The organism is Amycolatopsis sp. NPDC051371, assembly GCF_040682155.1.
In the GTDB taxonomy this organism is placed as follows: domain Bacteria; phylum Actinomycetota; class Actinomycetes; order Mycobacteriales; family Pseudonocardiaceae; genus Amycolatopsis.
The window spans coordinates 116253-141653 of sequence record NZ_JBFBAG010000022.1; the positions used below are offsets into that span (position 1 = coordinate 116253).

At 71.4% G+C, this 25401-nt stretch carries 20 protein-coding genes; 7 read left to right on the forward strand and 13 right to left on the reverse strand.

Translation table 11 applies throughout. The annotated features are described in order from the left end of the window. From AB0M59_RS26345 to AB0M59_RS26360, 4 genes are read right to left on the reverse strand one after another with little or no spacing between them, the layout of a single operon-like run. On the reverse strand, positions 1–816 hold the full coding sequence (locus tag AB0M59_RS26345) for a carbohydrate ABC transporter permease (protein ID WP_364619704.1): 816 nt from the start codon (positions 814–816) through the stop codon (positions 1–3). Continuing rightward, complete coding sequence (locus AB0M59_RS26350; RefSeq protein WP_364619706.1) at positions 813–1877, reverse strand: sugar ABC transporter permease; 1065 nt, start codon at positions 1875–1877, stop codon at positions 813–815. Before AB0M59_RS26350 ends, AB0M59_RS26345 begins: the two co-directional genes overlap by 4 nt. A gap of 4 nt (positions 1878–1881) precedes the next feature. After that, a complete protein-coding gene (locus tag AB0M59_RS26355) occupies positions 1882–3111 on the reverse strand; it encodes a sugar ABC transporter substrate-binding protein (RefSeq protein WP_364619709.1) in 1230 nt (409 codons plus the stop codon). A gap of 25 nt (positions 3112–3136) precedes the next feature. Next, the gene (locus AB0M59_RS26360) at positions 3137–4243 is read right to left on the reverse strand and encodes a LacI family DNA-binding transcriptional regulator (protein WP_364619712.1); all 1107 of its coding nucleotides are present in this window, start codon (positions 4241–4243) and stop codon (positions 3137–3139) included. A gap of 113 nt (positions 4244–4356) precedes the next feature. Between AB0M59_RS26360 and AB0M59_RS26365 the strand changes: the two genes are divergently transcribed. Next, positions 4357–6426 (forward strand): glycogen debranching N-terminal domain-containing protein, encoded by a 2070-nt coding sequence (locus AB0M59_RS26365; protein WP_364619715.1) that lies wholly within the window; start codon positions 4357–4359, stop codon positions 6424–6426. Here AB0M59_RS26365 and AB0M59_RS26370 read toward each other — a convergent pair. Both AB0M59_RS26370 and AB0M59_RS26375 read right to left on the reverse strand, forming a co-directional pair. Continuing rightward, a complete protein-coding gene (locus tag AB0M59_RS26370; RefSeq protein ID WP_364619718.1) occupies positions 6352–7035 on the reverse strand; it encodes a class I SAM-dependent methyltransferase in 684 nt (227 codons plus the stop codon). The genes AB0M59_RS26365 and AB0M59_RS26370 overlap by 75 nt on opposite strands. Continuing rightward, positions 7032–7436 carry an SRPBCC family protein gene (locus AB0M59_RS26375; RefSeq protein WP_364619721.1) on the reverse strand — a complete coding sequence of 135 codons (405 nt, stop codon included), beginning with the start codon at positions 7434–7436 and terminating at the stop codon, positions 7032–7034. Before AB0M59_RS26375 ends, AB0M59_RS26370 begins: the two co-directional genes overlap by 4 nt. Before the next feature lie 53 nt (positions 7437–7489). Here AB0M59_RS26375 and AB0M59_RS26380 point away from each other — a divergent pair, with 53 nt between their 5' ends. Continuing rightward, on the forward strand, positions 7490–7906 hold the full coding sequence (locus AB0M59_RS26380; protein ID WP_364619723.1) for a MarR family transcriptional regulator: 417 nt from the start codon (positions 7490–7492) through the stop codon (positions 7904–7906). Positions 7907–8186: 280 nt separating this feature from the next. Here AB0M59_RS26380 and AB0M59_RS26385 read toward each other — a convergent pair whose 3' ends face one another. After that, on the reverse strand, positions 8187–9560 hold the full coding sequence (locus AB0M59_RS26385; protein WP_364619726.1) for an IS1380 family transposase: 1374 nt from the start codon (positions 9558–9560) through the stop codon (positions 8187–8189). Positions 9561–9696: 136 nt separating this feature from the next. Here AB0M59_RS26385 and AB0M59_RS26390 point away from each other — a divergent pair, with 136 nt between their 5' ends. Next, positions 9697–10173, forward strand: coding sequence for a hypothetical protein (locus AB0M59_RS26390; protein ID WP_364619729.1), 477 nt, complete (start codon positions 9697–9699; stop codon positions 10171–10173). 66 nt (positions 10174–10239) lie between these two features. Here AB0M59_RS26390 and AB0M59_RS26395 read toward each other — a convergent pair whose 3' ends face one another. The 5 genes from AB0M59_RS26395 to AB0M59_RS26415 form a co-directional block, all read right to left on the reverse strand. After that, complete coding sequence (locus AB0M59_RS26395; RefSeq protein WP_364619732.1) at positions 10240–12213, reverse strand: cellulose binding domain-containing protein; 1974 nt, start codon at positions 12211–12213, stop codon at positions 10240–10242. 80 nt (positions 12214–12293) lie between these two features. Continuing rightward, on the reverse strand, positions 12294–15602 hold the full coding sequence (locus AB0M59_RS26400) for an error-prone DNA polymerase (protein ID WP_364619735.1): 3309 nt from the start codon (positions 15600–15602) through the stop codon (positions 12294–12296). A gap of 135 nt (positions 15603–15737) precedes the next feature. Next, positions 15738–17309 (reverse strand): DNA polymerase Y family protein, encoded by a 1572-nt coding sequence (locus AB0M59_RS26405; RefSeq protein WP_364619737.1) that lies wholly within the window; start codon positions 17307–17309, stop codon positions 15738–15740. 186 nt (positions 17310–17495) lie between these two features. Beyond that, positions 17496–17642 carry a hypothetical protein gene (locus tag AB0M59_RS26410; protein WP_364619740.1) on the reverse strand — a complete coding sequence of 49 codons (147 nt, stop codon included), beginning with the start codon at positions 17640–17642 and terminating at the stop codon, positions 17496–17498. Positions 17643–17682: 40 nt separating this feature from the next. Beyond that, entirely contained in the window at positions 17683–18420 is a 738-nt protein-coding gene (locus AB0M59_RS26415) for a hypothetical protein (protein WP_364619742.1), read from the reverse strand. Positions 18421–18594: 174 nt separating this feature from the next. Between AB0M59_RS26415 and AB0M59_RS26420 the strand changes: the two genes are divergently transcribed. The 4 genes from AB0M59_RS26420 (at position 18595) to AB0M59_RS26435 (ending at position 23630) form a co-directional block, all read left to right on the forward strand. Further along, the gene (locus AB0M59_RS26420) at positions 18595–19086 is read left to right on the forward strand and encodes a MarR family transcriptional regulator (RefSeq protein WP_364619745.1); all 492 of its coding nucleotides are present in this window, start codon (positions 18595–18597) and stop codon (positions 19084–19086) included. A 135-nt stretch (positions 19087–19221) separates the two neighbouring features. Continuing rightward, positions 19222–21009 (forward strand): chloride channel protein, encoded by a 1788-nt coding sequence (locus AB0M59_RS26425; protein WP_364619748.1) that lies wholly within the window; start codon positions 19222–19224, stop codon positions 21007–21009. A 19-nt stretch (positions 21010–21028) separates the two neighbouring features. Continuing rightward, positions 21029–22384 carry an NAD(P)/FAD-dependent oxidoreductase gene (locus AB0M59_RS26430; RefSeq protein ID WP_364619751.1) on the forward strand — a complete coding sequence of 452 codons (1356 nt, stop codon included), beginning with the start codon at positions 21029–21031 and terminating at the stop codon, positions 22382–22384. Positions 22385–22460: 76 nt separating this feature from the next. Next, entirely contained in the window at positions 22461–23630 is a 1170-nt protein-coding gene (locus AB0M59_RS26435; protein ID WP_364619754.1) for a glycosyltransferase, read from the forward strand. A gap of 42 nt (positions 23631–23672) precedes the next feature. On the opposite strand, the gene AB0M59_RS26440 is transcribed toward AB0M59_RS26435, so the two are convergent. Then, positions 23673–25187, reverse strand: a complete 1515-nt coding sequence (locus AB0M59_RS26440; RefSeq protein WP_364619757.1) for an alpha/beta hydrolase — start codon at positions 25185–25187, stop codon at positions 23673–23675. Positions 25188–25401 lie beyond the last annotated feature (214 nt).

Genomic DNA, 25401 nt, shown 5'->3' on the forward strand with positions numbered 1-25401 from the left:
CTACTTGTCGACACCTTCGTAGGTGCCCTGGGTGAACCGGCGCGAGAACACGAAGTACACGATCGCCACCGGCACCGTCATCAGCAGCGCCGCGGCGAGCTTCAGCGGGAACTGGTTGCCCTGGCCGAGCTCACCGGACACCAGGCTCGCCACGCCGCTCGTCAACGTGTTCAGCGCCGGGTCCTGCCGCGACACGATGTAGTGCGGCAGCTCGTTCCAGGAGCCCTGGAACGACAGGATGGTCACGGTGATCAGCGCGGGTTTCGACATCGGCAGCACCACCGACCAGAACGTGCGGAGCGGGCCGGCGCCGTCGATGCGCGCGGCCTCTTCCACGCTCACCGGAACGGTGTCGAAGAACTGCTTCATGATGAACACCCCGGCGCCGTCGACCAGCAGCGGGATGATCATGCCCGAGTAGCTGTCGTACATGCCGAGCTGGTTCAGCACCAGGAACTTCGGGATCAGCAGCACCACGCTCGGCACCGCGATGACCGCCAGGACGGCCCCGAATACCCCGTTCCGGCCGCGGAACCGCAGCCGGGACAGGGCGTACCCGGCGAGCGAGTCGAACACGACCCGGCCGACGGTGATCGTCACCGAGACGAACACCGAGTTCGCCGCCCAGCGAGGGAAATCCTGCTCGGCGAGCGTCCGGAACACGCTCACGGACCACTGCCGGGGCCAGGGCAGGAGCGGGTTCGCGGTGGCGTCGGCGTCGGTCTTGAACGCCGTCGCGAGCTGAATGAGGAAGGGGTAGATGTACAGCGCCGCGACCAGAAGGAGGACCGCGTACCCGAGCCGGCGTTTCTTCATCGGCGCTCCCGCAGGGCCCAGCGCTGCACCAACGTGAAGGCCACGATCACGACGAACAGGAGGAACGCGATCGCCGCGCCCTGGCCCCACTGGTGGCCGATGAACGACGTCGAGTACGACAGGTACGCCGGGGTCAGCGTGGTGTTGGCCGGGTTGCCGCGGCTGAGCACGTACACCTGGTCGAAGACCTGCCAGGTGCCGATCAGGCCGAGGGTCAGCACGAGGAACAGCGTCGGGCGCAGCTGCGGCAGCGTGACGCGCCAGAACCGCTGCCACGGCGTCGCGCCGTCGATGAGGGCGGCCTCGTCGACGGACGGGGGCAGGTTCTGCAGCGCCGCGTAGAACATCAGCATGAAGCCGCCGGTGGATGTCCAGACGACGAGCACGATGATGGAGCACATCGCCACGCTGGGGCCGGCGAGCCAGTCCCACCAGGACAGTCCGAGGAAGCCGTGCCCGGCCAGCGCGGCCGGCGGGTTCGCGGGGTCGCCGAACGCGAGGTGGAAGATGCCTCGCGGGTCGGCGAACCAGCTGGGACCGTCCACTCCGAACAGTTTCAGCGCGGCGTTCACCGTGCCGGTGCTGGAAAACAGGAACAGGAAGACCACGGAGATCGCTACCGAGCTGGTCACGGTCGGGAAGTAGAAGGCAGTCCTGAAGAACTGGCGTCCCTTCAGCTTCTTCTGGTGCAGCACCAGCGCGAGGAACAACGCGAACGCCGTCTGCAGCGGCACGACGAACACCACGAAGTAGCCGTTGTTCCGGACACTGGTGGCGAAGTTCTGGCGCGTCAGCCCGGGTTCGGCGAGCAGGGCGGCGTAGTTGTCGCCGCCGACGAAGTTCACGCGGGAGGAGAACGGGCTGCCGTTGCCGGTCCAGTCGCTGACGCTCACCCAGAGCGCCATCAGGATCGGCAGCACCATGAACAGGCCGAGCACGATCAGCGTCGGGGCGAGGAACAGCCAGCCGGCCCGGCCGTCGCGCCGGAGGGGGCGGCGGCCCCGGGTGCCGCGCAGGGGTGCGGTACCCGGGACCACCGGCGTGGTGAGCAGCGTGCCCATGGCGTCACTGCCCCAGCGCGGCCGCGGTGTTCTGCTGCAGCTGCTGCAGGATCCGCTTCGGGTCGGCGCCCGGCAGCTGCTGCAGCTGGGCGTCGAAGTCGGTCAGCACCGGGTCCATCTTGGTCAGGGTGACGGGCCCGTGCGCGTGGTCGGCGCCGGCGACGAACGCCGACTGCCCCGGGAACTTCTGCTCGTACTGCGCCCGCACGGACTGCCGCGACGGGATCACGCCGAAGGCTTCGGCGAACGCGAGTTCCTGCTGCGGCTGCATGAACGAGTCGACGAGCTGCTTGGCCTGCTCCTGGTACTTGCTCTTGGCGGCGATACCCCAGCACTGCGTGAACGAGAGCGTCCCGGGGCCGGCCGGGCCGGCGGGCAGCGCGACGACGCGGTACTTGACGTCCGGGTAGTCCTTCTTCATGCCGCCGACCATCCAGTTGCCGTCGATGCTCATCGACGCCTTGTGCTGGCCGAACGCCTCGCCGGAGTCGCCCGCGCCGATCTGCTTCGGGTACTTGGCGGCACCGGAGGCGAGCAGGTCGCGGACGTAGGTCAGGGCCTGGAGGTTCTGCGGGGTGTCCGCGGTGGCCTTCTTCTGGTCGGCGTCGACGGACCAGCCGCCGGCCTGGACCAGGAAGGAGCCGATGCGGTCGCGGGTGTCGTTGAAGACGAGCCCGGTGCGGCCGCCGGTCGTCAGCTTCTGGGCGACGGCCTTCAGCTGGTCCCACGTCTTCGGGAAGTCGGCGTCGGTGAGCCCGGCCGCGGCCCAGTCGTCGGTGTTGATCGCCAGGGCCAGCGTCGAGAAGTCCTTGGGGGCGCAGTAGAGCTTGCCGTCCTGGGTGAACGTCGTGCGCAGCGTCGGGTAGATGTCGTCCTTGTAGGACAGGCCGTCGCCGTACGGGAGCATTTCGGCGGCGTACCCCTGGAACTTCGTCGCGTCCACGGCGAAGACGTCCGGCGGGCTGCCCGCGGCGAAGCCCTGGCTCAGCTGCTGCGGCAGGTCGTTGGCACTCACGACCTCGGCCTTGGAGCCGTCTTTGCTCCACGCGGCGGCGGCGTCCTGCATCGCCTTGAGTTCGGCGCCGCCGCTCGCGGCGATCATCACCTTGAGCGTGGCGGGCCCGGCCTGCTGGGTGGCGGGCTGGGACGAGTCGTCGAAACCACTGCCGCAGGCGGAAAGCGGGAGCAGCAGGCCGGCCGCCGCGAAGGCGGCCACAGTTCGGCGGGGAAGCATCGATCCTCCTTGATCGCGCGGGAACTCAGGTGGTGCGGAGCACCAGGTGCGGGGTGAAGAGCGTGGTCGCGGGCTCGGCCGGGGTCTCGCCGCGCAGGATGGCGCGCAGCTGCCGCACGCACTCGGCGGCGACGTCGGCAATCGGCTGCGCGACGCTGCTCAGGCCGAGCACGGACGCGGTGGGGGTGTCGTCGAAACCGATCACGGAGGCGTCGGCCCCGGGCCGGATCCCGCGGTCGCGCAGTTCGGCGGTGACTCCGAGGGCGAGCGAGTCGCTGGCGCAGACGAACGCGGTCGGCGCGCCGGGCCTGGGTGCGCGCCCGCCACCCGCGATCGGCTCGCCGGTGCCAGGCCCGACGGCGGAGGGGCCGGCCTCGCCGAGCACGTGGGCGGCGGCCGAGCTGCCGTCGCCGGCCGCGTCCAGCAGCCGGGCGGCCGCCGAACGACCACCCTCCACCCCGTCGAACACCGCGGCCCGCGGACCTTCGCCCAGCCCGGCCGCGGCGAGCGCCGCCGCCCAGCCCGCGCGGCGGTCGTCACCACTGCCGGACCCCTCGGGCCAGCCGACGAACGCGATCTTCCGGTGCCCCTGGCGGATCAGGTGGTCGGTGGCCAGCCGCGTGCCGGCGGCGCCGTCGACGTCGACCCAGGGGTGCGTGTCCTCGGCTCCCCAGGGCCGGCCGAAGGTGACGAACGGCAGCTCGCGCTCGAGCAGCCAGCGGGTGCGCAGGTCGTCGTGGTGGGTGTTGGTCAGCACGAAGCCGTCGATCCCGACGGAGGCGATCAGGTCGGCGTAGGCGCGGGTCTCGGCCTCGTCGTCGGCCGCGGTGAACAGCATGATCCGGTGGTCGTAGCGCTCGGCGGTCGCGGTCAGCGAGTGCAGGAACTGGTCGAGCACGACGCCGCTGACGCCGTTGCCCGACGGCGGGATGCACAGCCCGATGATCTGCGACCGCGTGGTGCGCATCTGCCGCGCCGCGGTGTTCGGGCGGTAGCCCAGCTTCTCGATGGCGGCCCGCACGCGCTCGCGTGTCTCCGGGCTGACCACCTCGGGCGAGTTGATCACATTCGACACGGTCTGGCGCGACACCGCGGCCGCTTCGGCCACCGAGTTCAGCGTGGGCCGTCCCATTTACGCCTCCGGTTTGAACGTTCAACTGCCGGACACTCTGAACCCACGGCGCTGAGCTGTCAAGACTTCGAAGTCAGTTGACATTCTTTCGTTTGATCGATCCAATCGTAGGCATGGCCGACCTCCAGCCCCTGCTCCACGACCTCGCGATCGCCCTGCACGCGCCGACCGTCGTCCTGTCCGGCCAGGACGGGCAGATCCGCGGCGGGACGCAAGGTCTCCTGCACGGGGACCTGCGGCTGCTCAGCGAAGCCGTCGTGACGGTCGACGACCACGAGCCCGAGGCCATCGGCAGCGACGAGCCGGGCGCCGACCGCGCGCGGTTCACCGGGTTGCTGCGCCCACTCGGCAGCCCCGGCCCCGACCCGACCGTGTGGCTGCGGCGCGAGCGCCACGTCACGGCGTCCGGGATGACCGAGGAGCTTTCGCTCGTCTCGACGGACGGGGTACGCCGCCCGTGCGTCGTGGAAGTGGCGCTGGCGGCCGACTTCGCGCCGATCGACGAGATCAAGTCGGGTGGCCGGCGCTCTCCGTCCGTTCCGGTCGGCACGCGATGGGCCGCGGACTCGGCGGTGTCCGAGGTGACGGCGGAGGGCGCCGAAGTCGTCGCCGACGGGCCCCGGCTGCGGCTGCGCTGGACGGTGGAGGCCCCCGCCACGGTGCGCTGGTCGCTGCGGGTTTCCGACGAGCGCGCGTTGTTCGTCCCGGCCGGCACCCGGCTGCCGCGGCCGGCAGTGCACGCCGACGACCGCCGGTTCACCGCGTTGCTCGACCGCGCCCTCGACGACCTCGACGGCCTCCTGCTCGCCGAGCGCGACCACCCCGGCGACGCGTTCACCGGCGCGGGCGCGCCCTGGTTCCTCACGCTGTTCGGCCGCGACAGCCTCTGGGCCGCGCGGCTCGCGTTGCCGCTCTCGGTCGACGTCGCGCGCGGCACGCTCCGGACGCTCGCCCGGGCGCAGGGCACCCGCCACGACCCGGCGACCGGCGAGGCGCCGGGCAAGATCCTGCACGAGCGGCGCCGGGACACCTTCGAGACGATCGGCGGCGCCTCGCTGCCCGCCGAGTACTACGGGACCGTCGACGCGACCGCGTTGTGGGTGTGCCTGCTGCACGACGCCTGGCGCTGGGGCCTGCCCGAGGACGAGGTCCGCGACCTGCTGCCGACGCTGCGGTTCGCGTTGTCCTGGATCACGGGCGCCGCGGATCCGGACGGCGACGGGTTCGCCGAGTACCGCGACGAGAGCGGGCACGGCCTGGCCAACCAGGGGTGGAAGGACTCCGGGGACGCCGTCCGCTTCCGCGACGGCACGCAGGCGAACCCGCCGATCGCGCTGGCCGAGGTCCAGGCGTACCAGCACGAAGCGGTCGTGCGCGCGGCTTCGCTGCTGACGGCCCTCGGCGAGCCTTCCGACGGGCTCGTTCCATGGGCGGCGGCCTTGCGGAAGCGCTTCCGCGACCGGTTCTGGGTGTCCACTCCGGACGGACGTTACCCGGCTTTGGCCCTGGACGGCGACAAGCGGCCGGTCGACGCCCTGACGAGCAACATCGGCCACCTCCTCGGCACCGGCCTGGTCTCCGCTTCGGAGAGTTCGTCGATCGGAGCACTCCTGGTGGATCCCGCGCTGGCTTCGGGGTTCGGCCTGCGCACGATGAGTTCTTCCGCGGGCGGCTACTCGCCGTTGAGCTACCACTGCGGCTCGGTCTGGCCGCACGACACGGCGATCGTCATCCGGGGTCTGCAGCGGTCAGGCCAGGCTTCGCGGGCGGCTTCCCTGGCCGTGCAACTGCTTGCGGCGGCCCCGGCGTTCGACTACCGGCTGCCGGAGCTGTTCTCCGGGTACGGCGTCGAGGAGACGTCGTCGCCCCTCCCCTACCCGGCATCGTGCCGCCCCCAGGCGTGGTCGGCGGCGGCCGCGGTGAGCCTGCTCATGGCGTTCCTCGGCCTGGCCGTCGACGTCCCCGCGCGGACGGTGACCCTGGCCCCGCCCCGGCCGAGCCCGGTCGGCGCGCTGCGGGTCCAGGGTCTGCCGTTGGCCGGCGGCACCCTCGACGTCGCCATCGACGCTTCCGGCGAAGTGACGGAGCTGCGGCTGCCGCCGGGGTTCTCAGTCCTTGCGGAACAGCCCGGCGAGCAGGAAGGGGACGCCGAAGAGACCGGCGTGCTCCCGCATGGGGCGTAGTTCGACCTCGGTGTAGCCGTCGAACAGGCGGCGCAGTTCGTCCGGCGTGTAGACGAGGCCGCCGTGGAGACTGCGGTCGCGGTAGAGCTGGGCGTCCGGGATTTCGGTGCCGGAGTCGGCATCGCCGGTGCCGGCGGCGAAGCACGCGAGGCCGAAGTGGCCGCCTGGTTTCAGGTGGCGGTCGAGCAGGGCCAGGTAGCTGATCCGCCGGTGCGGCGCGAGGTGGTGCAGGCAGCCCGAGTCGTAGATCAGGTCGTAGGTCTCGTGCGGCAGGTCCATGGCGAAGATGTCGGCCTGGTGGAAGCGGACGCCGGTGCCGCGTTCGGTCGCCCAGGCGATCGCGGCGGACGACCGATCGACCGCGTCCACCTCGTAGCCCGCTTCGGCGAGCCTTCGCGCGTTGCGCCCCGGCCCGCAACCCAGCTCCAGCGCGCGGCCTTTGCGGAGGGGGCCGTCGCGGAGCCAGGCGTCGAGGTTTTCGTCGGGCTGGTCGACGAAGAACGGGATGGGCCGGTCGCGGTCCTCGTAGAAGCCGTCCCACTCGATGTCTTCGAAGAGGCCGTCCAGCATCCGCAGGAGGTCCTCGACCGACCGGATGTCCCGGTTCACGCCTCGACGCGCTCTCGCACGGCCTCGAGTTCCTGGTCGACGACCGCCATCTGCGCGTCGACGGCCGCCGGCTCGGTGCCCTCGGGGAAGAAGAGGCTGAAGATCAGCTCGGCGCCGGTCAGGTTGGGCACTACGCGCGCGAAGAGTCCGAGGTTCGGGGCGTCGGCACTGACGAAGTCGACGACGCCGTGGTCCTTCGCGGCCTTGACGGCCATCTTCTGCGGCCCGGCGTCGGCTTGGACGCGCCAGACGTCGTCGTGGTCGTGCTCGACGGTCCGGGCGAAACCCGGTGCCCATTCGGGGATGTGGCGAGCGTCGGAGAGGTAGTCGAAGACCCGCGCGGGTGCCGCGGCGACGGAGATGGTGCGCGTCTCGGCGCGCCCCGTTTCGATTGATGTCATACCCAAAACGATACGCATCTGCTTATGATTTGTCCACGCGTAAGATTTCCCGCGTGACGGAGGACGACGACCTGGCGGCCCTCTGCGCCGGAGCGGGCCGCACCCTGGCCGAGGCGGAGGGACCGGTGCTGGCGGAGCACGGGCTTTCGATGTGGCAGTACGTGGTCCTGGCGACCCTGGCCCACGGCTCGGCGTCCAGCCAGCTGGTGCTGGCCCAGCAGATCCACTACGACAAGACGCGGTTGATCGCATTGCTGGACGGGCTGGTCGCGGAGGGGTTGGTCAGCCGGTCGCCGGATCCCGCGGACCGCCGGGCCCGGGTGGTGCGGTTGACGGAACTCGGGACCCGGCGCCACGCGGCGGTGCGGGACGCGATCCGGGTGGTGGAGGAGCGGACGTTGACGGGGTTGAGCGCGGAGGAGCGGCGCGTGCTGCGATCGGCTCTCACCCACCTGGCGAACTCGGACTGATCAACCGGCACCGACTGGTGTCCACGAAGGGCGCACGGTCGGCGGTGTTCTCGCTCGAACCGGCTCGCTAGCCTCGATTTTCGTGGAAATTCTGGTCGGCGCCCTGAGCGCGGCACTCGGCGCACTAGCCTCGATCTTGCATGGGGCTGTGGGGTTCGGTGGAAGTTCCTGTTGTAGCCGGGTTTTGGCCGGAAACCGTGGTGTGGACATGGTTGTGGGCCGACTGTCGCGTCGGCGGGCGGGGTCCGAGGTCCTTGGTCGTCGGGGCAGGAGCAGGGGTTTAGCCAGGCCAGGGTGCTGCGCGGAGCCGGGTGAAGGCAGTCGCGAGCCGCTGGGCCCAGGGCCAGTCCCGGTCGAGGTGCAGGGTGGTGACCCTGGCGGTGCGGGTGAGTTTCCCGGCGACGGCGCAGACGCGGTAGCGCAACGTCGCGGGTTCGGCGCGGGCGAGGTCGCCGGTGAAACACAGCGCCTGGACCCAGGTGAGCAGATCAGCGGCGGTCAGCGACAACTCGAGCCAGGCCTTGTTCTCCGCGTAGCCGCGGCAGGGAAAGTTGCGCAGCCCGGTGGTTTTGCCGCCCCGGATCCGGTCCTCGACCCGGGCGTGGGCGCGGTGGCGGACTTCGAGGTCGGCGAGCTGCCCGCCGTCTGTGTCGGTGATGAACGCGGTGAACCGGTGCCCGTCGGCGTCGGTGAACCGCAGTCGCGCACCGGGATGGGGACGTTCCCGGCGGAGGAACACCCGCGAACGCTCGGGCCACTTCGCCAGGTCGAGCATGCCGGTGATCTCCGCGACCCACGCCCCGTCCCGAGGCCCGCCGTCGATGTCGTAAGCCGGGACCCACGCGTCGGCGGGAACAGCCAGGACCGCGGCCCGCACCTCGGTGCTGATCGGGAATCCCATGGAGAACCCGCACCCCGCCGCGCGGACCGCCGCGGCAAAGGCATGGGTCGCGCCGGCGGCGTCGGTGCGGATCATCACCTGCGGTGAGTCTGGGTCATCGGGGTCGGGGCGGGCGCAGGCGGGCAGCGCGGCCAGCGCCATCGTCAGGATCTCGGCGTGGTCGGCGGCGGTGTTCGACCCGGCTTTGCCCGGTCGCAGGATCCCGGCCAGGGCTTCCCCGCCGGCAACGTCGGGTCGGTCGAGGTAGGCCAGCAGCGGATGGAACCCGAACGTCTTTTTCCACGTTTTCGCCGCGTTCTCCTTCTCGCTATGGGCGATGCTGATCGTCGCATCGATGTCGATCACTAGCCCAGTCGTGACATTGGGACCCGCTCCGGCGGCCCAGGCCCGTTCCCGAGCTGCTGCGCGGACCGCCCGCAGGCGAGCCAGATGCTCGTCGTCGACCCGGTCCAGCACCCGCCACGCGGTGGCGTCACTGGCCACCGGGCCGAAGAGTTTGTCCTGGTCCCGCAGCGTCGCCAGATGCGCCAGCGCGTCACCGCCGTCGGCGATCATCACCGCCAGATCGGCCAGGACCCGCCCTGGAAGGTGGACCGGTATCCCGGTGTAGGTGTCGAGAAGTGCTTCCGACCAGCCGGTTCCCAGGCCGGTGCTGATCGTCAGCTCCCGCAGCAACGCCACCCCCGCACGGGACACCAGCCCTTCACCGTCCGCGGTGACCCGCACTGATGACGCCTTGCTATCCTGCACCAAGGGAGTGCCTTCCTGTCGGGTGAATCTTGGACCTTCGCAAGCCCAAGTTTCCCTTACAGGACAGGCACTTCCTCCATTTCCAGACTCTGATCTACATCACATCGCATGAAAGACGCAGGCTAGGCAGGGCGGGATCGTGACCTACCTGACCACGCGCTCGAAGTTGAGGCTCGAGCTGGCCCATGCTTACGACCAGGCTGTTCGCGAGAAAAGACTTGCCCGGTACCAGCGACTTTTCCACCTCTCCCAGGTCATCCCGCGTTATTGGATACCGGGCGAAGAGCCGTCACGAGAACGGCTTCTCGAGATCTGCGAGGAGTTTCACGACTGGTACTTCGACGACGACGCGGGAGGGTTGTTCCTCACGCCACGAGCGATGGATGTCTACATGAGACTGCAAACCGCCTTGGCGACGGCCGGACGCGGCAATGCCGTCGCGACTGGCCCCGACCAAAATTCGGGAGCGTCGATGTCGCCCGACGAGTCGCAGAAGATCAGGGACCTGGCCGACGCGTTGAGACATCAGCTCGCGCAGGACGTCGGTACCTCCAGCCCGCCTCGACTGAAGTTGACTCGTCTCGATCCGGCACCGCCACCTCCCCACGGTCTGTAGCGACCAGACGAATCAACGCGGCTCGAGAGGGGCGAGTGCCGGTCAGCACTCGCCCCTCAGTCCCCGTCAGCCCACCGAGCAGAGGGTTCCGTTCAGCCGGAACGCCGTAGGCAGAATGTTCGGCCCGCTGTAGTCCGCGACAAACCCGACATCCGCTCCGCCCGCCAACGGCGCCGACGACGTCACCTTCACCGCCGATCCCTCCTGCGTCCACGTCCCGTTCCAGCCGCTCGTGACCCGCTGCCGCGCGGTCGGCCAGGTGAACGTCAACGTCCAGTCACCGACCACAGTGGACACCACGTGGATCCCGCCCACGAAACCGCTCGCCCAGTCGTTCACATCGGTCAACGTCACCGTGCAACTGCTGGCGGAAGGCGCGCCCGTCGTCAAAGTCAACGGCGGTGACGCCCACGACACGTTCCCCGCCGCGTCCCGTGCCAGCACGTTGACCGTGTATCGGCTGCCCGGGACCAGGTTTCCGACGCTCAACGACGTCCCCGTCGTCTCGCCCCACTCTTCGCTGACCACGCCCGCCTGCCGGTACACCTCGTACTTCACGCCGGGCGTCGACGGGGGCCAGCTGATCGTCGCCGTCGTGTCGGTCGTCGTCGCGGTCGGCTGGCCCGGCGCGCTCAACGGAACCGAAGCCGCGGCGGGGTGCAGAACCAGCGTCGTCAAAGAATAAGGCGGTAGCGTCCGGTCCCACGAAGACGCGCTCGTGATCGACGACGCGCCGTTCGTGAAGGTGGATGAGGACGAAAGCGCGTAACCCGCGTGATCGAATTTCACCGACCGAGCCTCCGCAGGATCCTTGTTCACCATCAGGACCGCGAGATCGCCGTCCGGACGGCGGACCGCGTGCACGTCGAGCAGCGGATCGTCCGCAGCGGCCCGGACGAACTGGTCGCCGGGACGCGCGAACGTGCTCACCATCTTCAGCCCGTAGTAAGGCGCGAACGGTGTGTTGAGCGCGGGTTCACAACCACCGTCGAGACAGGTAGCACTCGAAAGCAGCCCGAAATCACCGTAGTCCGGATAACCGGCCACAGTGGACAGTGCGGTCGCCCCGTTGTGCGTGTCCCACCAGTCCACGGTGAACACGCCGTTCTCCAGCAGGGACGCGTACGCCTCGGCCGCGAACAGCGCACCGGGCTGGGTGTTCATGCCGACCGGTGTGTTCGTTTCGGTCAGGGCGATACCCAAAGAGCGGCCCGCGTACCGCGTGATCTGCTCCCGCGCCAGGTAGATCATGTCGTCCACCTGCTCGGTCTTGGAAAGCGCTTCCGCGGCCGTCGATCCGCCCGGGTACCAGTGCAGCACGGCGAAGTCGATGTGCGGGCCCGCGATCGACAGCACGGTCTGGTTCCACGTGCCGGTGTCCCCGGCGGCGACGATGCCGTCCGGCCAGTTCGCCGGCGTCGTCAGCACCGCGCCGATCTTCACCGACGGGTCGGCGGCCTTCATCGCGTCGGCGTAGGCCACGACGCCCGCGGCGTACGCGGCCGGGCTCTTGTCTTCGTGGTTGTCGGCTTCCCAGTTCGCGCCGTAGTGGCCATTGCCGTAGAGCTCGTTGCCGATCTCCCAGTACTTGACGCCGTAGCCCTTCGTGACGTTCGCGTACCGCACCCAGTCGGCGGCCTCCTGCGGCGTCCCGGTGCCGTAGTTGGCGATGACGATCGGCTGCGCGCCGGCCCGCCGGACGCCGCCCATGAACGTGTCGAAATCCGTGCCGGGCGCCACGTAGCCGCCCGGCGCGGTGTTGTCCTTCCAGTGGTAGATGTCGCCGTAGGAGCCGCCCGGGTAGCGCATCGTGCGGACCCCGGCGGCGCCGAACAGGTCGGCCACGGTATCGGTGCCGAGCTGGCTGTCCCACACCGCGTGGTTGACGCCGATGGCGGTGTCCGGCACGGTGGCCAGCCCCGCTTTCGCGTTGACCGTCACGGTCGCTTCGGGCGGGGTCGCCGCGGCCGCCGCCGGCACGGCCGCCAGGAGCACGGCCGCCACCGGCCACGCTGCCCAGCGCAGACGTCGAGCTGTCATGGATGTCCATCCTCACTCGTCGAGACGCACAGATGGCTGAGAGCGCTCTCAGAGCAGAGAACCAGTGCGCGGCCCGGAAGTCAACGAAAGTCTCGCGACGGCCCGGCCCGCATCGACAGGTCGAGGCGTTCGAGACGGTCGGCGACGAGCGTGACGACTCCTTCGCCGACCTGCGCCTGCCCGCGGACCAGCAGTGCAGCGCTGGTGCGGGCGACCAGGCGCTGCCGCTGCCACAAGCCGGGCGAGACGAGGACGTTGGCCATCCCGGTCTCGTCCTCGAGGTTGAGGAACGTGATCCCGCCGGCGGTGGCCGGGCGCTGCCGGTGCGTCACCGCGCCGCCGACCCACACCCGCGTCCCGTCCTCGACCCGCATGAGTTCCGCGACGGTGAGCGCGCCGCGCGCGGTGAGCAGCTCGCGCAGGTACTCGATGGGGTGGCTGTCCGGGGAGACGCCGGTCGCCCACAGGTCCGCGGCGGTGACCTCCAGCCGCGTCATGCCCGGCAGCGCGGGCGCGTCGAGCCCCGGGGCCAGGCCGGGCAGGTGCCCGGGCCGGGTGGCCGCCGCGGCGCCGGCGGCCCAGAGGTCCTGACGCCGGTCGCCGCCGAACGCGCCGGCCGTGGCCAGGGCTTCGACGGCGTTCTTCTTCAGCTGGACGCGGCGGGTGAGGTCGCCGGCCCCGGCGTACGGGCCGTTCGCGTCACGCTCGGCGACGATCGAGGCAGCAGTGTCGTCGCCGAGGTGCCGGACCCCGGCGAGACCCAGGCGGAGCGCGACGCCCCCGGTGCTGTCGGCGTCGGGTTCGAGGGTGGCGTGGGCGAGGCTGGCGTTGACGTCGGGCTCGCGGACGCGGACGCCGTGGCGGCGCGCGTCGGCGACCAGGGACTGCGGGCTGTAGAAGCCCATCGGCTGCGCGCGCAGCAGCCCGGCGCAGAACGCGGCCGGGTAGTAGCGCTTGAACCACGCTGACGCGTACACCAGGAGCGCGAACGACATGGAGTGCGCTTCGGGAAAGCCGTAACCGGAAAAGGCGTGGATCTGCTCGAAGATGCGCGTCGCCAGCTCGCGGTCGAGGCCGTTGGCTTCGCAGCCGGCGAAGAACCGCGCCATCAACGCCTTCATCTTCGCGCTGGACCGCTTCGCGCCCATGGCGCGGCGCAACTGGTCGGCCTCGGCCGGCGTGAAGCTCGCGACGTCGACGGCCATCTGCATCACCTGTTCCTGGAACAGCGGCACGCCGAGCGTCCGGTCCAAACTGGACGCCAGCAGCGGGTGCGCGTGCTGCCACTCCTCTTGCTCGCGGCGGCGCCGGATGTACGGGTGCACCGAGCCGCCCTGGATGGGGCCCGGCCGGATCAGCGCGACTTCGACGACGAGGTCGTAGAACTTCCGCGGACGCAATCTCGGCAGCGTCGCCAGCTGCGCCCGAGACTCCACTTGGAACACTCCGACGGCGTCGGCTTCGCAGAGCATGTCGTAGACGTTCGAGTCGGCGAGGTCGAGCTCGCCAATGTCCACAGTGGACCCATGGTGCTCGGCGACGAGGTCGATCGTGTAGTGCAGCGCGGACAGCATGCCGAGGCCGAGCAGGTCGAACTTGACCAGGCCGACGGTGGCGCAGTCGTCCTTGTCCCACTGCAGGATGCTGCGGTCCGCCATGGTCGCCCATTCGACCGGGACCACTTCGGACACCGGCTGTTTCGAGATCACCATCCCGCCGGAGTGGATGCCGAGGTGGCGCGGGAAGTCCTCGATCCGGGAGGCCAGTTCGAGGACGTCGGCAGGGATCTCACCGGCCGTCTGCTGTCGGGTACCTCCCCATCGGTCGACGAGCTTGCTGTAGGCGTCCTGCTGACCGGGGCTGTGGCCGAGGGCCTTCGCGGCGTCGCGGATCGCGGACGGCGCCCGGTAGGTGATGACGTTGGCGACCTGCGCGGCGTGGAAACGGCCGTGCTTCTCGTAGACGTACTGGATCGCCTCCTCGCGGCGGCCGGACTCGATGTCGATGTCGATGTCCGGCGGCCCGTCCCGCTCCGGCGCGAGGAACCGTTCGAACAGCAGGTTCCACTTCACCGGGTCCGCGTGGCAGATTTCCAGCGCATAGCAGACGGCGGAGTTCGCCGCGGAACCGCGGCCCTGGCAAAGGATGTCCGCTTCCTTGCAGAATCGGACGATGTCCCACACCACGAGAAAGTAGCCGGGAAAGCCGAGTTTCTCGATGATGGCGAGCTCGTGGTCGAGCTGGGCGTAGGCCTTCGGGTTCTCCTCCCGCGAGCCGTAGCGTTTCGCCGCGCCGCGCCAGGTCAGCTCGCCCAGGAACGACATCTCGTCGTGGCCGGCCGGCACCGGGAACGGCGGCAGGTCCGGCGCGACGAGCTTCAGGTCAAACGCGACCTCGACGCCGAGGACGGCCGCGCGTCCGACGGCGCCGGGATAGCGTCGCTCGAAGCGGCGGCGCTGCTCCATCCCGGAGCGCAGGAACGCCTGCCCCGACGGCGGCCGCCAGCCTTCGAGGTCCTCGGCCGACCGGCGGGCCCGGACGGCGGCGACCATGTCGGCCACGACGGCGTCCTCTGGGCGTGCGTAGTGCGCGTTGTTCGAGACGACCGTCGGCAGCCGCAGCTCCTTCGCCATGTCGAAGAGGTAGTCGTTGGCCGCGTCGTCGAGGGGCTGCCGGTGGTCGATCAGCTCGACGGCGACGTGCCGGGGCCCGAACCAGTCCGCGAGCCGCCCCAGCTCGGCCCGCGCGGCGCCGGGCCCGTGCTCGGCGAGCGCCCGGCGGACCGGCCCCTTGCGGCACCCGGTGAGGACGACGACGTGCCCGGCCAGCTCGTCGACGAGTTCTTCGAGGTCGTAGACGGGCCGGCCCTTCTCCCCGCCGGCGAGCTGGGCGCGGGAGATGACCTTGCAGAGCCGGTGGTAACCCGCCTGCTGCCGCGCGATCACGAGCAGGTGCGACCCCCGGGGGTCCGGTTCGCCGGCCTGCGGCGCGGGCAGGTCGAGCGACAGCTCGGCCCCGAACCCGACCCGGACGCCGAGCTCCCGGGCGGCGTCGTTGAACCGGACGGCGCCGTACATGCCGTCGTGGTCGGTGAGGACGAGGGCGTCGAGCTCGAGCCGCGCGGCCTCCTCGACGAGTGTCTCGGGGTGGCTCGCACCGTCGAGGAAGCTGAAGTTGGAGTGGACGTGCAGCTCGGCGTAGGGGGCGCGGATCCGGTCGCCGGCGTCGTCCCGGCGTCGGCGCGTTCGGAGATCGGGTGGCGCGCCGGCGTACCCTTCGCGTTTGCGCGACCACGCCGGGGCGTCGTTGCCGTCGCCGGGAACGGGCGGCCGCCCGGAGGCGATCCGCTCCACTTCGGACCACGGCACACTCGGATTGTTGAACGCCAAAGCTCCGCTCCCCACAAGGAGTTCGCTGTGGGGAAGCCAGCGACTACTGTTCGAACACACGTACGACTACCGTGACTCGATCCTGAGCCGGGAAAGGCCCGGTGTCAACTCGGGAGTCGCATCGATCACAAAGGACTAGTCGTAGACACCCTCGACTGTCCACTGTGGATCAATGCCGACGGTGGCTTCGAGCAGCAGGGCGCGGTCGTCGTCCTCGCCTTCCAGCACCACCTGCACCCGAGCTGTCGGCCGCGCGCCGCGCTTCGCCGGCAACGACGGGTGCACGATCCAGGGACCCGCCGAGCCGAGGACGCGGCGCGCCGGGCCGTCGCCGATCGCGACCGTGGCCGGCGGGTAGCTGAGCTCGCCGCGCTCGGTGCAACGGACCGCGTCGCCCACCGCGTCGAGCACCAGCGCCGCCGGTGACCGCGGCGACACCCAGGCCGGCGACGGTGCGGGCAGGCGCCCCGGCCACGGCCGGTCCTCGGTCACCGGGCGGCGCGGCTCACCCCACGGGACCAGGCGGACGCGCTCGGCCGGGCCGCGGCCGCCGTCGAGCAACGGGGTGAAGACGGCGTCGGGCCCGAGGAGGCCTTGGATGCGCACCAGGGCGCGGCCGGCGCGCTCGGCGGCGTCGGCGGCGCGGCCCATCGACCCGAGCTGCAGCTGCAGCGCCTGCCCGCCGACGACCTCTTCGGGGTCCAAGCGCAGCCGGACGATCCCGGCGGTGGGCCGGTCGCGCGTGGTGAGCCAGCCTTCGCACTGCCAGCGCACGCGGTCGGCCGTCGCGCGGGCGGTCAGGGGCTCGGCGCAGCGCCAGACGCGTACGCGTTCTTCGCCGGCTTCGGTGATCGCGACGATGGCCAGGCGGGTGCAGGCGAGGCCGTGGTTCGCGAGGCCGGCGAAGAAGCGTTCGCCGAGGGTTTTCGCGACGAACGCGGCTTCGTCGATCCTGTGCAGGGGGTGGTCGAACTCTTCGGTGACGGTCAGATCCGGCGGGAGGGCGCGGCGCAGCGGCGGGCGTTCGGCGAGGCCGCGGGCGAGGCGGTGGGCGGTGACGGCGTCCTTGGCGAAGCGGCCGGCGACGTCGCGTTCGGCGAGGGCGGCGAACGCGCCGAGGGTGCGCAGGCCGAGGCGGCGGAGGGTGTCGACGAGCTCGCCGCGGTCGTCGCCGGGCTGGTTCAGCTCGGTGATCGAGAGCGGCGCGAGGAAGGTTCTTGTGTCGCCGGGCGGGACGAGGGCCGAGCGGCGGGCGGCGAGGGTGGCGGCGAAGAGGCCGTCGGCGATCCCGACCTGGCACTCGACGCCGGCTTGGGCTTCGACCTCGTTGATGAGCAGTTCGGCGAGGGCTTCTTCGCCGCCGAAATACCCGGCGGCGCCGGTGACGGGCACGGCGACGATCCCGGGCCGCACGACCTCGACCCCGACGGCCTGCGCTTCGACGGCGGCGGCGACGGGTTCGAAGAGCCGGGCGTCGCGGTCCGGATCGTGCTGGTGCACCACGAGTTCCGGGCACCGGGACTGGGCATCGCGCCGGCGCATCCCGCGCCCGACGCCGTCGCGGCGAGCGGAAGCCGAGCAGGCGACGACCCGGTTGCCGGAGAAGACGGCGGCGGGAGTGAGGGGCGGAGTACCCGCGGCGGCCCCGGCGGCGGCGACCGGCCAGTCCGGGCACCACAGCACGAGCAGCCGTGGCGGACCGTTCATCCCGCGGCCGAGACGGTCGGCTTCTGGCTTATTGCGCGACCGGCGAGAACGGCTATGGCGCGGCTCATCGCACAACCGCGGCAGCGCAGCCGACCGCGGTGGCCGACCCGAAGCCGCCATCACTCGCCGGCCGTCGCACAACCACAGCAACACAGCCAGCCGCGGCAACCGGCGCGAAGAACCGGTTCAGCACGCGACCACAGCAAAACACCCGGCCACGACCGGCACGGACAACCGCCGCCCGCCGGTCATCGCGCTGACCCGGGCGGGTCGAAGCGCCGTGGCCAGAGCGGAACCTCCGGCCGGCTCGAAGAACTCCGGTGTCTTGCTCATGCGCGGCCCTGGCCGGCTCACCCGATCCCGGCGCCACGGCTCACCCGGCCACCTCGGTCAGGCGCCGCTCCGACGGCTCGCCCGCCGCCAGCGCTCCGCCCGGTCCCGGCAGCTGCAACCGCACCGACAACGGCCTCGCCGCCGCCCCGCGGCCGCGGCTCGTCGCCAGCACCTCGCGCGTGCGCAGGTGCCCGTACCCGTCCAGGGTGAGGCCGTGCCAACGACGCCCCGACACGCGCAGCTCCAAGTCCGCGCCCGGCCACGGCCCCACCGCCAGCAACACCGTTCCGCGGTTGCGCACCCGTCCCGCCAGGCGCCGGGCGAGCTGGGGCTGGACTCCGACCGGACCGAGCACCACCAGGTCGAACCCGTCCACCAGCGCCGACAGCACGCCCGTCAGCTCCGCGCCGGGGTGCGGCACCAGCGCGAGCCGCTCCAGGTCGACGCCCAGCTCCGCCGCCGCGGCCAGGCCCAGCTCCGGCAACGCCGTCACCGCCGCCCACGAACCGTCGCGGGTCGCCGCCGCCAGCAAGGCCAGGACCAGGGACATCGCGCCGCCCACCGAGACCGTGCTGCCGCGACGCAACCCGCCGCCCGGCAGCAACCGCGCCAGCGGCGGCAGCACCGTCAACAGCTCAGCCGACCCCGAAACCGAACCCGAAGCAGGCCCCGGGACCGAACCCGAAGCCGACCCGGAAGCCGAACCCGCGCTCAGCTGCGCCGCCGTGCGGACCCCCGGGATCGCCGTGAGCCCGGCCAGCGCCTCCGGCACCGCCACCACCGCTCACCTCCAGCACCACGTACTCGCACCGGAGACACCCGCGCCGCGAAGCGCGGGCGAACCCAGGAGAAAGTTATCGAACACTTGTTCGCATAGTGCGAGACGAGCGGCCCGCTGTCAAGCCGGGGGTCACCCCGCCGGGGCATGCCGGTTTCCGGCACACTGGACGGCATGACCCGCACGAACCCGGGCCTGGACGCCGCGAGCGTAGACACGCTGACCGACGCCGTCCTCACCGCGTCCCGGTTGCTGGTGGCGGTGTCCGTCCGGTCGATCGCCGCAGCCGAGGGCGGCCTGACCCTGCCGCAGTTCCGGCTCCTCGTCGTGTTGCACACGCGCGGGCCGCTCAAGCACGCGACGCTGGCCGAACACCTCGGGGTCACGCCGTCCACGGCCAGCCGCATGGTCGACCGGGTGGTCGCCGGCGGGCTCGTCGACCGCCGGCACAGTCCCGTGTCCCGGCGCGAGATCGTGCTGGAGATCACCCGCGAGGGCGGCCGGATCGTCCGGCAGGTGACGACCCGGCGGCGCAAGGAGATCGCCAAGATCGTCGCGCGGATGCCGAAGGAGAGCCGGCAGGGGCTCGTCGACGCGCTCACCGCGTTCGCCGAAGCCGGCGGGGAACCGCCCGCCGACGCGGCACCCGAAGCCATCTGGGGCTGATCCTTCCCACCTCGCGAGACCCGGCGCCGTCACCACGGTGAACCCGGCCACTCCAGCGCGCCTCGACTTGACCCCGACCGTTCGCCACTACAAGTATTGCTGACCGCAATACGTGTAGTACGAAACGGAGGCTCGATGAGCGGCGGTACGCCCGCGCAGCCCCGCGCCACGCACCTGGGCGACTTCCAGGTCCGGCCGCGCATGCTGCTGATCGCCTTGCTCGCGGTCCCTGTCGGCGGCGCCGCGGCGCTGGCGGCGCTGGCCCTGCTGAAGCTCATCGGCCTGATCACGAACCTCGTGTTCTACCAACGGTTCGACACCGCGCTCGTCGCGCCCGGCGCCACCTCGCACCCGTGGTGGCTGGTGCTGTTCGCGCCGGTCGCCGGGGCGCTGGTGATCGGCTTGATGGCCCGGTTCGGCTCGGAGAAGATCCGCGGGCACGGCATGCCGGAAGCGATCGAGGCGATCCTGACCGGGGAGAGCAAGGTCGCGCCGCGCGTCGCCGTCCTGAAGCCGGTGTCGGCCGCGGTCAGCATCGGCACCGGCGGCCCGTTCGGCGCCGAGGGCCCGATCATCATGACCGGCGGCGCCGTCGGGTCGATCCTCGCGCAGCTGCTGCACCTTTCCGCGGACGAGCGCAAGACGCTGCTGGTGGCCGGCGCCGCGGGCGGCATGGCCGCGACGTTCAACGCCCCGCTGGCGTCGATCCTGCTGGCGGTGGAGCTGCTGCTGTTCGAATGGCGGCCGCGCAGCTTCATCCCGGTCGCCGCGGCCGTCCTGACCAGCACGCTCTGCCGCGGCTTCCTCCTCGGCACCGACCCGGTCTTCGGCCTGCCCGCCGCACCCGCGCCCGGCGCGGGGGCCGACGTGCTCGCGCTCGTGCCCGGCATCACCGGCGGCCTGCTCGCCATCGCCGCGACCGCGCTGGTCTACCTCGCCGAGGACGGGTTCGCCCGGCTGCCGATCCACTGGATGTGGTGGCCGGCGATCGGCGGGCTCGTCATCGGGGCCGGCGGACTGATCGAGCCGCGCGCGCTCGGCGTCGGCTACGACGTCATCGACCAGCTGCTGACCGGCCAGGCCACGACGTCGCTGATCGTCGGCGTCCTGGTGGTGAAGACGCTCATCTGGTCGCTGTCGCTCGGCTCGGGCACGTCCGGCGGCGTCCTGGCGCCGGTGTTCATGATCGGCGCGGCGCTGGGCGCGGCCGAAGGCGGGCTGCTCCCCCACGTCACGGCCGGGTTCTGGGCGGTGTGCGGCCTGGCGGCCGTGGTCGGCGGCGTCATGCGGTCGCCGCTGACCGGCATCGTGTTCACGCTCGAGCTGACCCACGCGTGGGACGACCTGCTGGCGCTGGTGGTGGCGTCGGTGTCGGCGTACGCGGTGTCGGTGCTGCTGCTCAAGCGCTCGGTGCTGACGGAGAAGATCGCCCGGCGCCGCCTGCACCTGACGCGCGAGTACACGACCGACCCGCTGGAGACGTTCTTCGCGCACGAGGTGATGACGGCCAACCCGGTCGTCCTGAACCGCGACGAAACGGTGTACGAGACGCTGCCGCACTCCCGCCACGCGACGCTCTACCCCGTGGTGGACGGCCAGGACCGCTTGATCGGCGTGACGACCCGGCACGCGCTGCTGACGTGCGCGGGCCGGACCGTCGCGGACGCGACCACACCCGCCCACGCGACGTGCCACCCGGACGACACGCTTCGCGAGGTGGCGAACAAGCTCGCGACGGGCCATGTGACGCAGGCGGTGGTGGTCGAGCGTGGGGATCCGGCGCGGGTTTGTGGGGTCGTGACGCTCGCGCAGCTGCTGCACGCCCGGCGGCGGGACCTGCACGAGGAACACCACCGCGAACGCGTCCTCGCTGTGACGCGCATCCCTGTCACGTCCTCCGCCGCCACCTCGTCCAGGGGGTGAAGCGAGAAAAGAGGACGAGATGCGCCGGATCCTGATCGTCGGTGGTGGTTACGCCGGTTTCTACGCCGCCTGGAAGCTGGAAAAGAAGCTCCGCGAAGGCGAAGCCGAGGTCACCCTCGTCGATCCGCGGCCCTACCTGACCTACCAGCCCTTCCTGCCCGAAGTCGTCGCCGGGGCGGTCGAAGCCCGGCACGCCGCCGTGTCGCTGCGGCGGCACCTGCGCCGCACCCGCGTCGTCGCCGGGACCGTCACCGCCATCGACCACGCGCACCGCGTCGTCACCGTGCGGCCCGCCGACGGCGACCCGTTCGAGCTCGGCTACGACCTCGTCGTCGTCACCGCCGGGGCCGTCACGCGGAAGCTGCCCGTGCCCGGCGTCGCCGAGGAGGCGATCGGCCTCAAGCACGTCGAAGAGGCCGTCGCGATCCGGGACCGGCTGCTGACCTCGTTCGACCGCGCCGCGGTGCTGCCCGCGGGCCCGCTGCGCCGGAAACTGCTCACCGTCACCTTCGTCGGCGGTGGCTTCTCGGGCGTCGAGGGGTTCGGCGAGCTGCTGTCGCTCGCGACCGCGCTGCTCAAGCGTTACCCCGAACTGCACCGCGACGAGCTGCGGTTCCACCTCGTCGAGGCGTCGGGCCGCATCCTGCCCGAGGTCACCGACCGGCCGGGGCGCTGGGTCGTGCGCGAGCTGGAACGCCGCGGCGCGCGCGTCCACCTGGACACGCTGGTGACGTCGGCGACCGGTGGGCACGTGACGCTCTCGACCGGCGAGGAGTTCGACTCGGAGCTGATCGTGTGGACGGCGGGCAACGGCGCCAATCCCGTCCTCGACAAGCACACCGACCTCCCGGTCGACGAGCGCGGGCTGGTCGTCGTGCGGCCGGATCTGCGCGTCGGCACGGAAGCCGAGCCGGTGCCGGACGCCTGGGCGGCCGGTGACGACGCCGCGGTGCCCGACCTCGCGTCGCCGGTCCCGGGCGCGCGCACGGTGCCCAACGCGCAGCACGCCTACCGGCAGGGAAAGCTGTTGGCCCACAACATCATTGCCACCTTGCGGGGCCGCGAGCCGAAGCCGTACGTCCACCACAGCCTCGGCGCCATCGCGACGCTCGGGCTGGGCCGCGGCATCTTCCAGTACCGGCGCCTGGTGGTCACCGGCCTGCCCGCGTGGCTGATGCACCGCGGCTACCACGTGCTGGCGGTGCCGAGCTGGGAACGCAAGGTCCGTGTGCTCGCCGTGTGGCTGACCGCCGCCCTGTTCGGGCGGGACATCCTGTCGCTGGCTTCGGTGCAGCACCCGCGCGACGCGTTCGTCAGCGGCGGTGATCGTCCGGAATGGAATGAAGAGGAACTCCCCGCCCCCTTCAAGGTATAGCCGAACCCGGGGCTTGCCGCAAGGCTGGGGTCGTCCTCCACAATGGCCGCGCAACCAGCGACAACAGGGGGAGCGAATGCGTGTTTTGCTGACGACGTGGGGTTCGCGCGGGGACGTCGAGCCGCTGGCGGGGCTCGCGGTGGCCCTGCGCGGGCTCGGCGTGGACTCGGTGGTGTGCGCGCCGCCGGACGAGGATTTTGTGGCCCTGCTGGAGGGGGCCGGGGTGGCGCACGTGCCGCTGGGCCCGTCGGTGCGTTCGGTGGTGACGCGCGAGCGGCCGGACGCGTTCGCGCTCGCGGACGAACTGGTCACCGCGCGGTTCACCACGCTGACCGCGGTGGCCGACGACTGCGATGTGGTGGTGGCACAGGGACTTCTGCCCGCCGGCGCGCGGGACGTCGCTGAGCGGGCGGGGCTCCCGTACGTGTACGCATGCTACCACCTGCACGGGCTGCCGTCGCCGCATCAGCCGCCGGGGGCTCGGCCGGGCACGCCGTCCCCGGCGGGCGAGACCGACAACCGGGTGCTGTGGCGTCACGACGCCGAGCGCGTGAACGCCTTGTACGGCCCGGCGCTGAACCGCCACCGGGAAGCGCTCGGGCTGGCGCCGGTGGACAACGTCCGCGACCACGTCTTCACCGACCGGCCGTGGCTGGCCGCGGATCCGGTGCTGTGCCCGACGGACCTCGACGTCCTCCGGAGCGGGGCCTGGATCCTGCCGGACGACCGGCCGCTCCCGGGCGAGCTGGAGAAGTTCCTCGACGACGGCGAGCCGCCGGTGTACGTCGGCTTCGGCAGCATGGCCGCGTACGCACCGAAGGGCATCGCCCAAGTGGCGACGGACGCGGTCCGCGCGCACGGCCGCCGGATCGTCCTGGGCAGCGGCTGGGCCGGCCTGACGGCGGTCGACGACGCCGAGGACTGCTTCGTCGCCGGCGAGGTCAACCACCAAGCGCTCTTCGGCCGGGTGGCGGCGGTCGTGCACCACGGCGGCGCGGGCACCACCACGGCGGCCGCCCGGGCCGGCGCGCCCCAGGTGGTGGTCCCGCGGATCGCGGACCAGCCCTACTGGGCGGAGCGGGTGGCCGAGCTGGGGATCGGCGCGGCCCACCCGGACCCGGTGCCGACCGCCGAGTCGCTGTCGGCGGCGCTGGCCACGGCGTTCGCCTCGGCGGGCCGGACCGTGGAGATCCGCACCGACGGCGCGACGGTGGCCGCGAAACAGCTCGTGGAGCTGGCCGGCTGAGCCCCGAGGGCGGCACTTTCCCGTGAAAGTGCCGCCCTTGGCTCAGCCCGCGAACGGGCTCGCGTCGATCGCGCAGGTCTTGCCCGCGGCCGGGAACGCACCCGAAATCAGGTAGTCCCGCTTCACCTGCTCGGTGCACGTGCTCGGCACGTACATCGACGAGTGTCCGTACCCCTCGGTGACGAACACCCGGGCGCGCGCCAGTTCCGCGGCGCCGTCGCGGGCCCCGGCCAGCGGCGTCGACGGGTCGTAGCGGTTGTTCAGCACCAGGATCTCCGCCGACGTCGGGCGGTTCCACGGGCCGGTGTACCGGTCCGAGGAACCTCCCGTCTTCGCCTTCCAGAACGCGCAGCTCATCATGTCCAGCACCGCGATCCGGCCGAAGTACGGGACGCGCTGGTCCTCGGACTCCGCGTACCGGCTGTAGATCGCCGGATCGGTGGGGACATCGCTGTCACTGCACTGGATCGCGTTGAAGGCTTCGGTGCGGTTGGACGTGTACGGCTCGCCCGCCTTGAACGCGGCGGCCGTGTTCTTCGCGTCGTACAAGCGCTGCAGCAGCGAAGCGATGTCCGGCCAGCCCCGCGAGTCGGACAGGTCCGCCGCCGCGTTGATGATCCCGGAGTACGTCCACGTTTCGCCGTCCGCGGTGATCGGAGCCTGCTTGGCCCGCGCGGTGATCTCCGCCCACTTCGCCTTCGGGTCGCCCGAGGAGAACGCGCACTTCGGGCCGGCTTCGGTGCACAGGCGCAGGAACTGGTCGAACGTCTGCGAGATGCCGGTGGCGACGTCCTGCCGGGTGTCCAGCGGGACGTTCTTGCCGCTGCCGTCGTGCCCGGTGGCGTTGCCGACGAAGTCCATCGTGCCGTCGAACACCATGGCGCGGATGCGGTTCGGGAACAGGTTGGCGTAGGTGGCGCCGAGCTGGGTCCCGTAGGAAATGCCGTGGTAGGTCAGCTTCGCGTCACCGACCGCGCGGCGCAGCAATTCGAGGTCCCGCGCGGTGTCGGCCGTCGAGACGTGCTCGAGGATCGGACCGGCGTTGGCTTCGCAGCGGTCGGCCAGTTCTTTCGACTTCGCGTAGAAGGCCGCGTTGCCGCTCGGGTCGCCCGGCATCTCCGGGAACGAGCCGAAGAACGACTCCTGCTCGGCGAGGGTGCCGAAGCACCGGACGGCGGTGCTGTTCCCGATCCCGCGCGGATCCCACGACACGACGTCGAACCGCGCGCGCAGCTGGTCGGAGAACAGCCACGGCCACTTCCCGCGCTCCCGCAGGCGTTGCAAGCCGGACGCGCCCGGCCCGCCGAAGTTGACGAACAGCGTGCCGATCTTGTGCGTGGGATCGGTGGCGGGCAGCTTGATGAGCGCGAGGTCGATCTTCGCGCCGGACGGCCGGTCGTAGTCCAGCGGCACCGCGGCGGTGGCGCACTGGAAGCCGTCTTCACAGCCGGTCCAGCTCAGTTTCGGTGCCGGGACGCTGTCGACGGAGGCCGAGGCCACCGCCGGTCCGGCCACGACGGCCATCGAGACGCCGAGCGCGACGACCACGCCGCGCACGATGCCTCCCCCAGTAAATCGACGCACGAAGAACCCTTTCGTCGAAGGAAAACGATCACCCCTCCAGACGGGCGAGGGGGTGACGAGGTTGGCAGGGTGGCCGAAAAAGATCTCGGGCGCCCTGCCACTGGGTCATTCGCGGAAACCCCGGTGCGGGTTCCGGCTCGGCCCGCGGGCACGTCATGAACGAGTCGTTCAGGTCGTCTGGCGCGGT

Excerpts from the sequence above, each read along its gene's own strand:
- AB0M59_RS26355 (WP_364619709.1), bottom strand. The coding sequence starts at position 3,111 with ATGCTTCCCCGCCGAACTGTGGCCGCCTTCGCGGCGGCCGGCCTGCTG.
- AB0M59_RS26410 (WP_364619740.1), bottom strand. The coding sequence starts at position 17,642 with ATGAGCAAGACACCGGAGTTCTTCGAGCCGGCCGGAGGTTCCGCTCTG.
- AB0M59_RS26360 (WP_364619712.1), bottom strand. The coding sequence starts at position 4,243 with ATGGGACGGCCCACGCTGAACTCGGTGGCCGAAGCGGCCGCGGTGTCG.
- AB0M59_RS26375 (WP_364619721.1), bottom strand. The coding sequence starts at position 7,436 with ATGACATCAATCGAAACGGGGCGCGCCGAGACGCGCACCATCTCCGTC.
- AB0M59_RS26350 (WP_364619706.1), bottom strand. The coding sequence starts at position 1,877 with ATGGGCACGCTGCTCACCACGCCGGTGGTCCCGGGTACCGCACCCCTG.
- AB0M59_RS26420 (WP_364619745.1), top strand. The coding sequence starts at position 18,595 with ATGACCCGCACGAACCCGGGCCTGGACGCCGCGAGCGTAGACACGCTG.
- AB0M59_RS26430 (WP_364619751.1), top strand. The coding sequence starts at position 21,029 with ATGCGCCGGATCCTGATCGTCGGTGGTGGTTACGCCGGTTTCTACGCC.
- AB0M59_RS26365 (WP_364619715.1), top strand. The coding sequence starts at position 4,357 with ATGGCCGACCTCCAGCCCCTGCTCCACGACCTCGCGATCGCCCTGCAC.
- AB0M59_RS26425 (WP_364619748.1), top strand. The coding sequence starts at position 19,222 with ATGAGCGGCGGTACGCCCGCGCAGCCCCGCGCCACGCACCTGGGCGAC.
- AB0M59_RS26435 (WP_364619754.1), top strand. The coding sequence starts at position 22,461 with ATGCGTGTTTTGCTGACGACGTGGGGTTCGCGCGGGGACGTCGAGCCG.
- AB0M59_RS26405 (WP_364619737.1), bottom strand. The coding sequence starts at position 17,309 with ATGAACGGTCCGCCACGGCTGCTCGTGCTGTGGTGCCCGGACTGGCCG.
- AB0M59_RS26345 (WP_364619704.1), bottom strand. The coding sequence starts at position 816 with ATGAAGAAACGCCGGCTCGGGTACGCGGTCCTCCTTCTGGTCGCGGCG.
- AB0M59_RS26395 (WP_364619732.1), bottom strand. The coding sequence starts at position 12,213 with ATGACAGCTCGACGTCTGCGCTGGGCAGCGTGGCCGGTGGCGGCCGTG.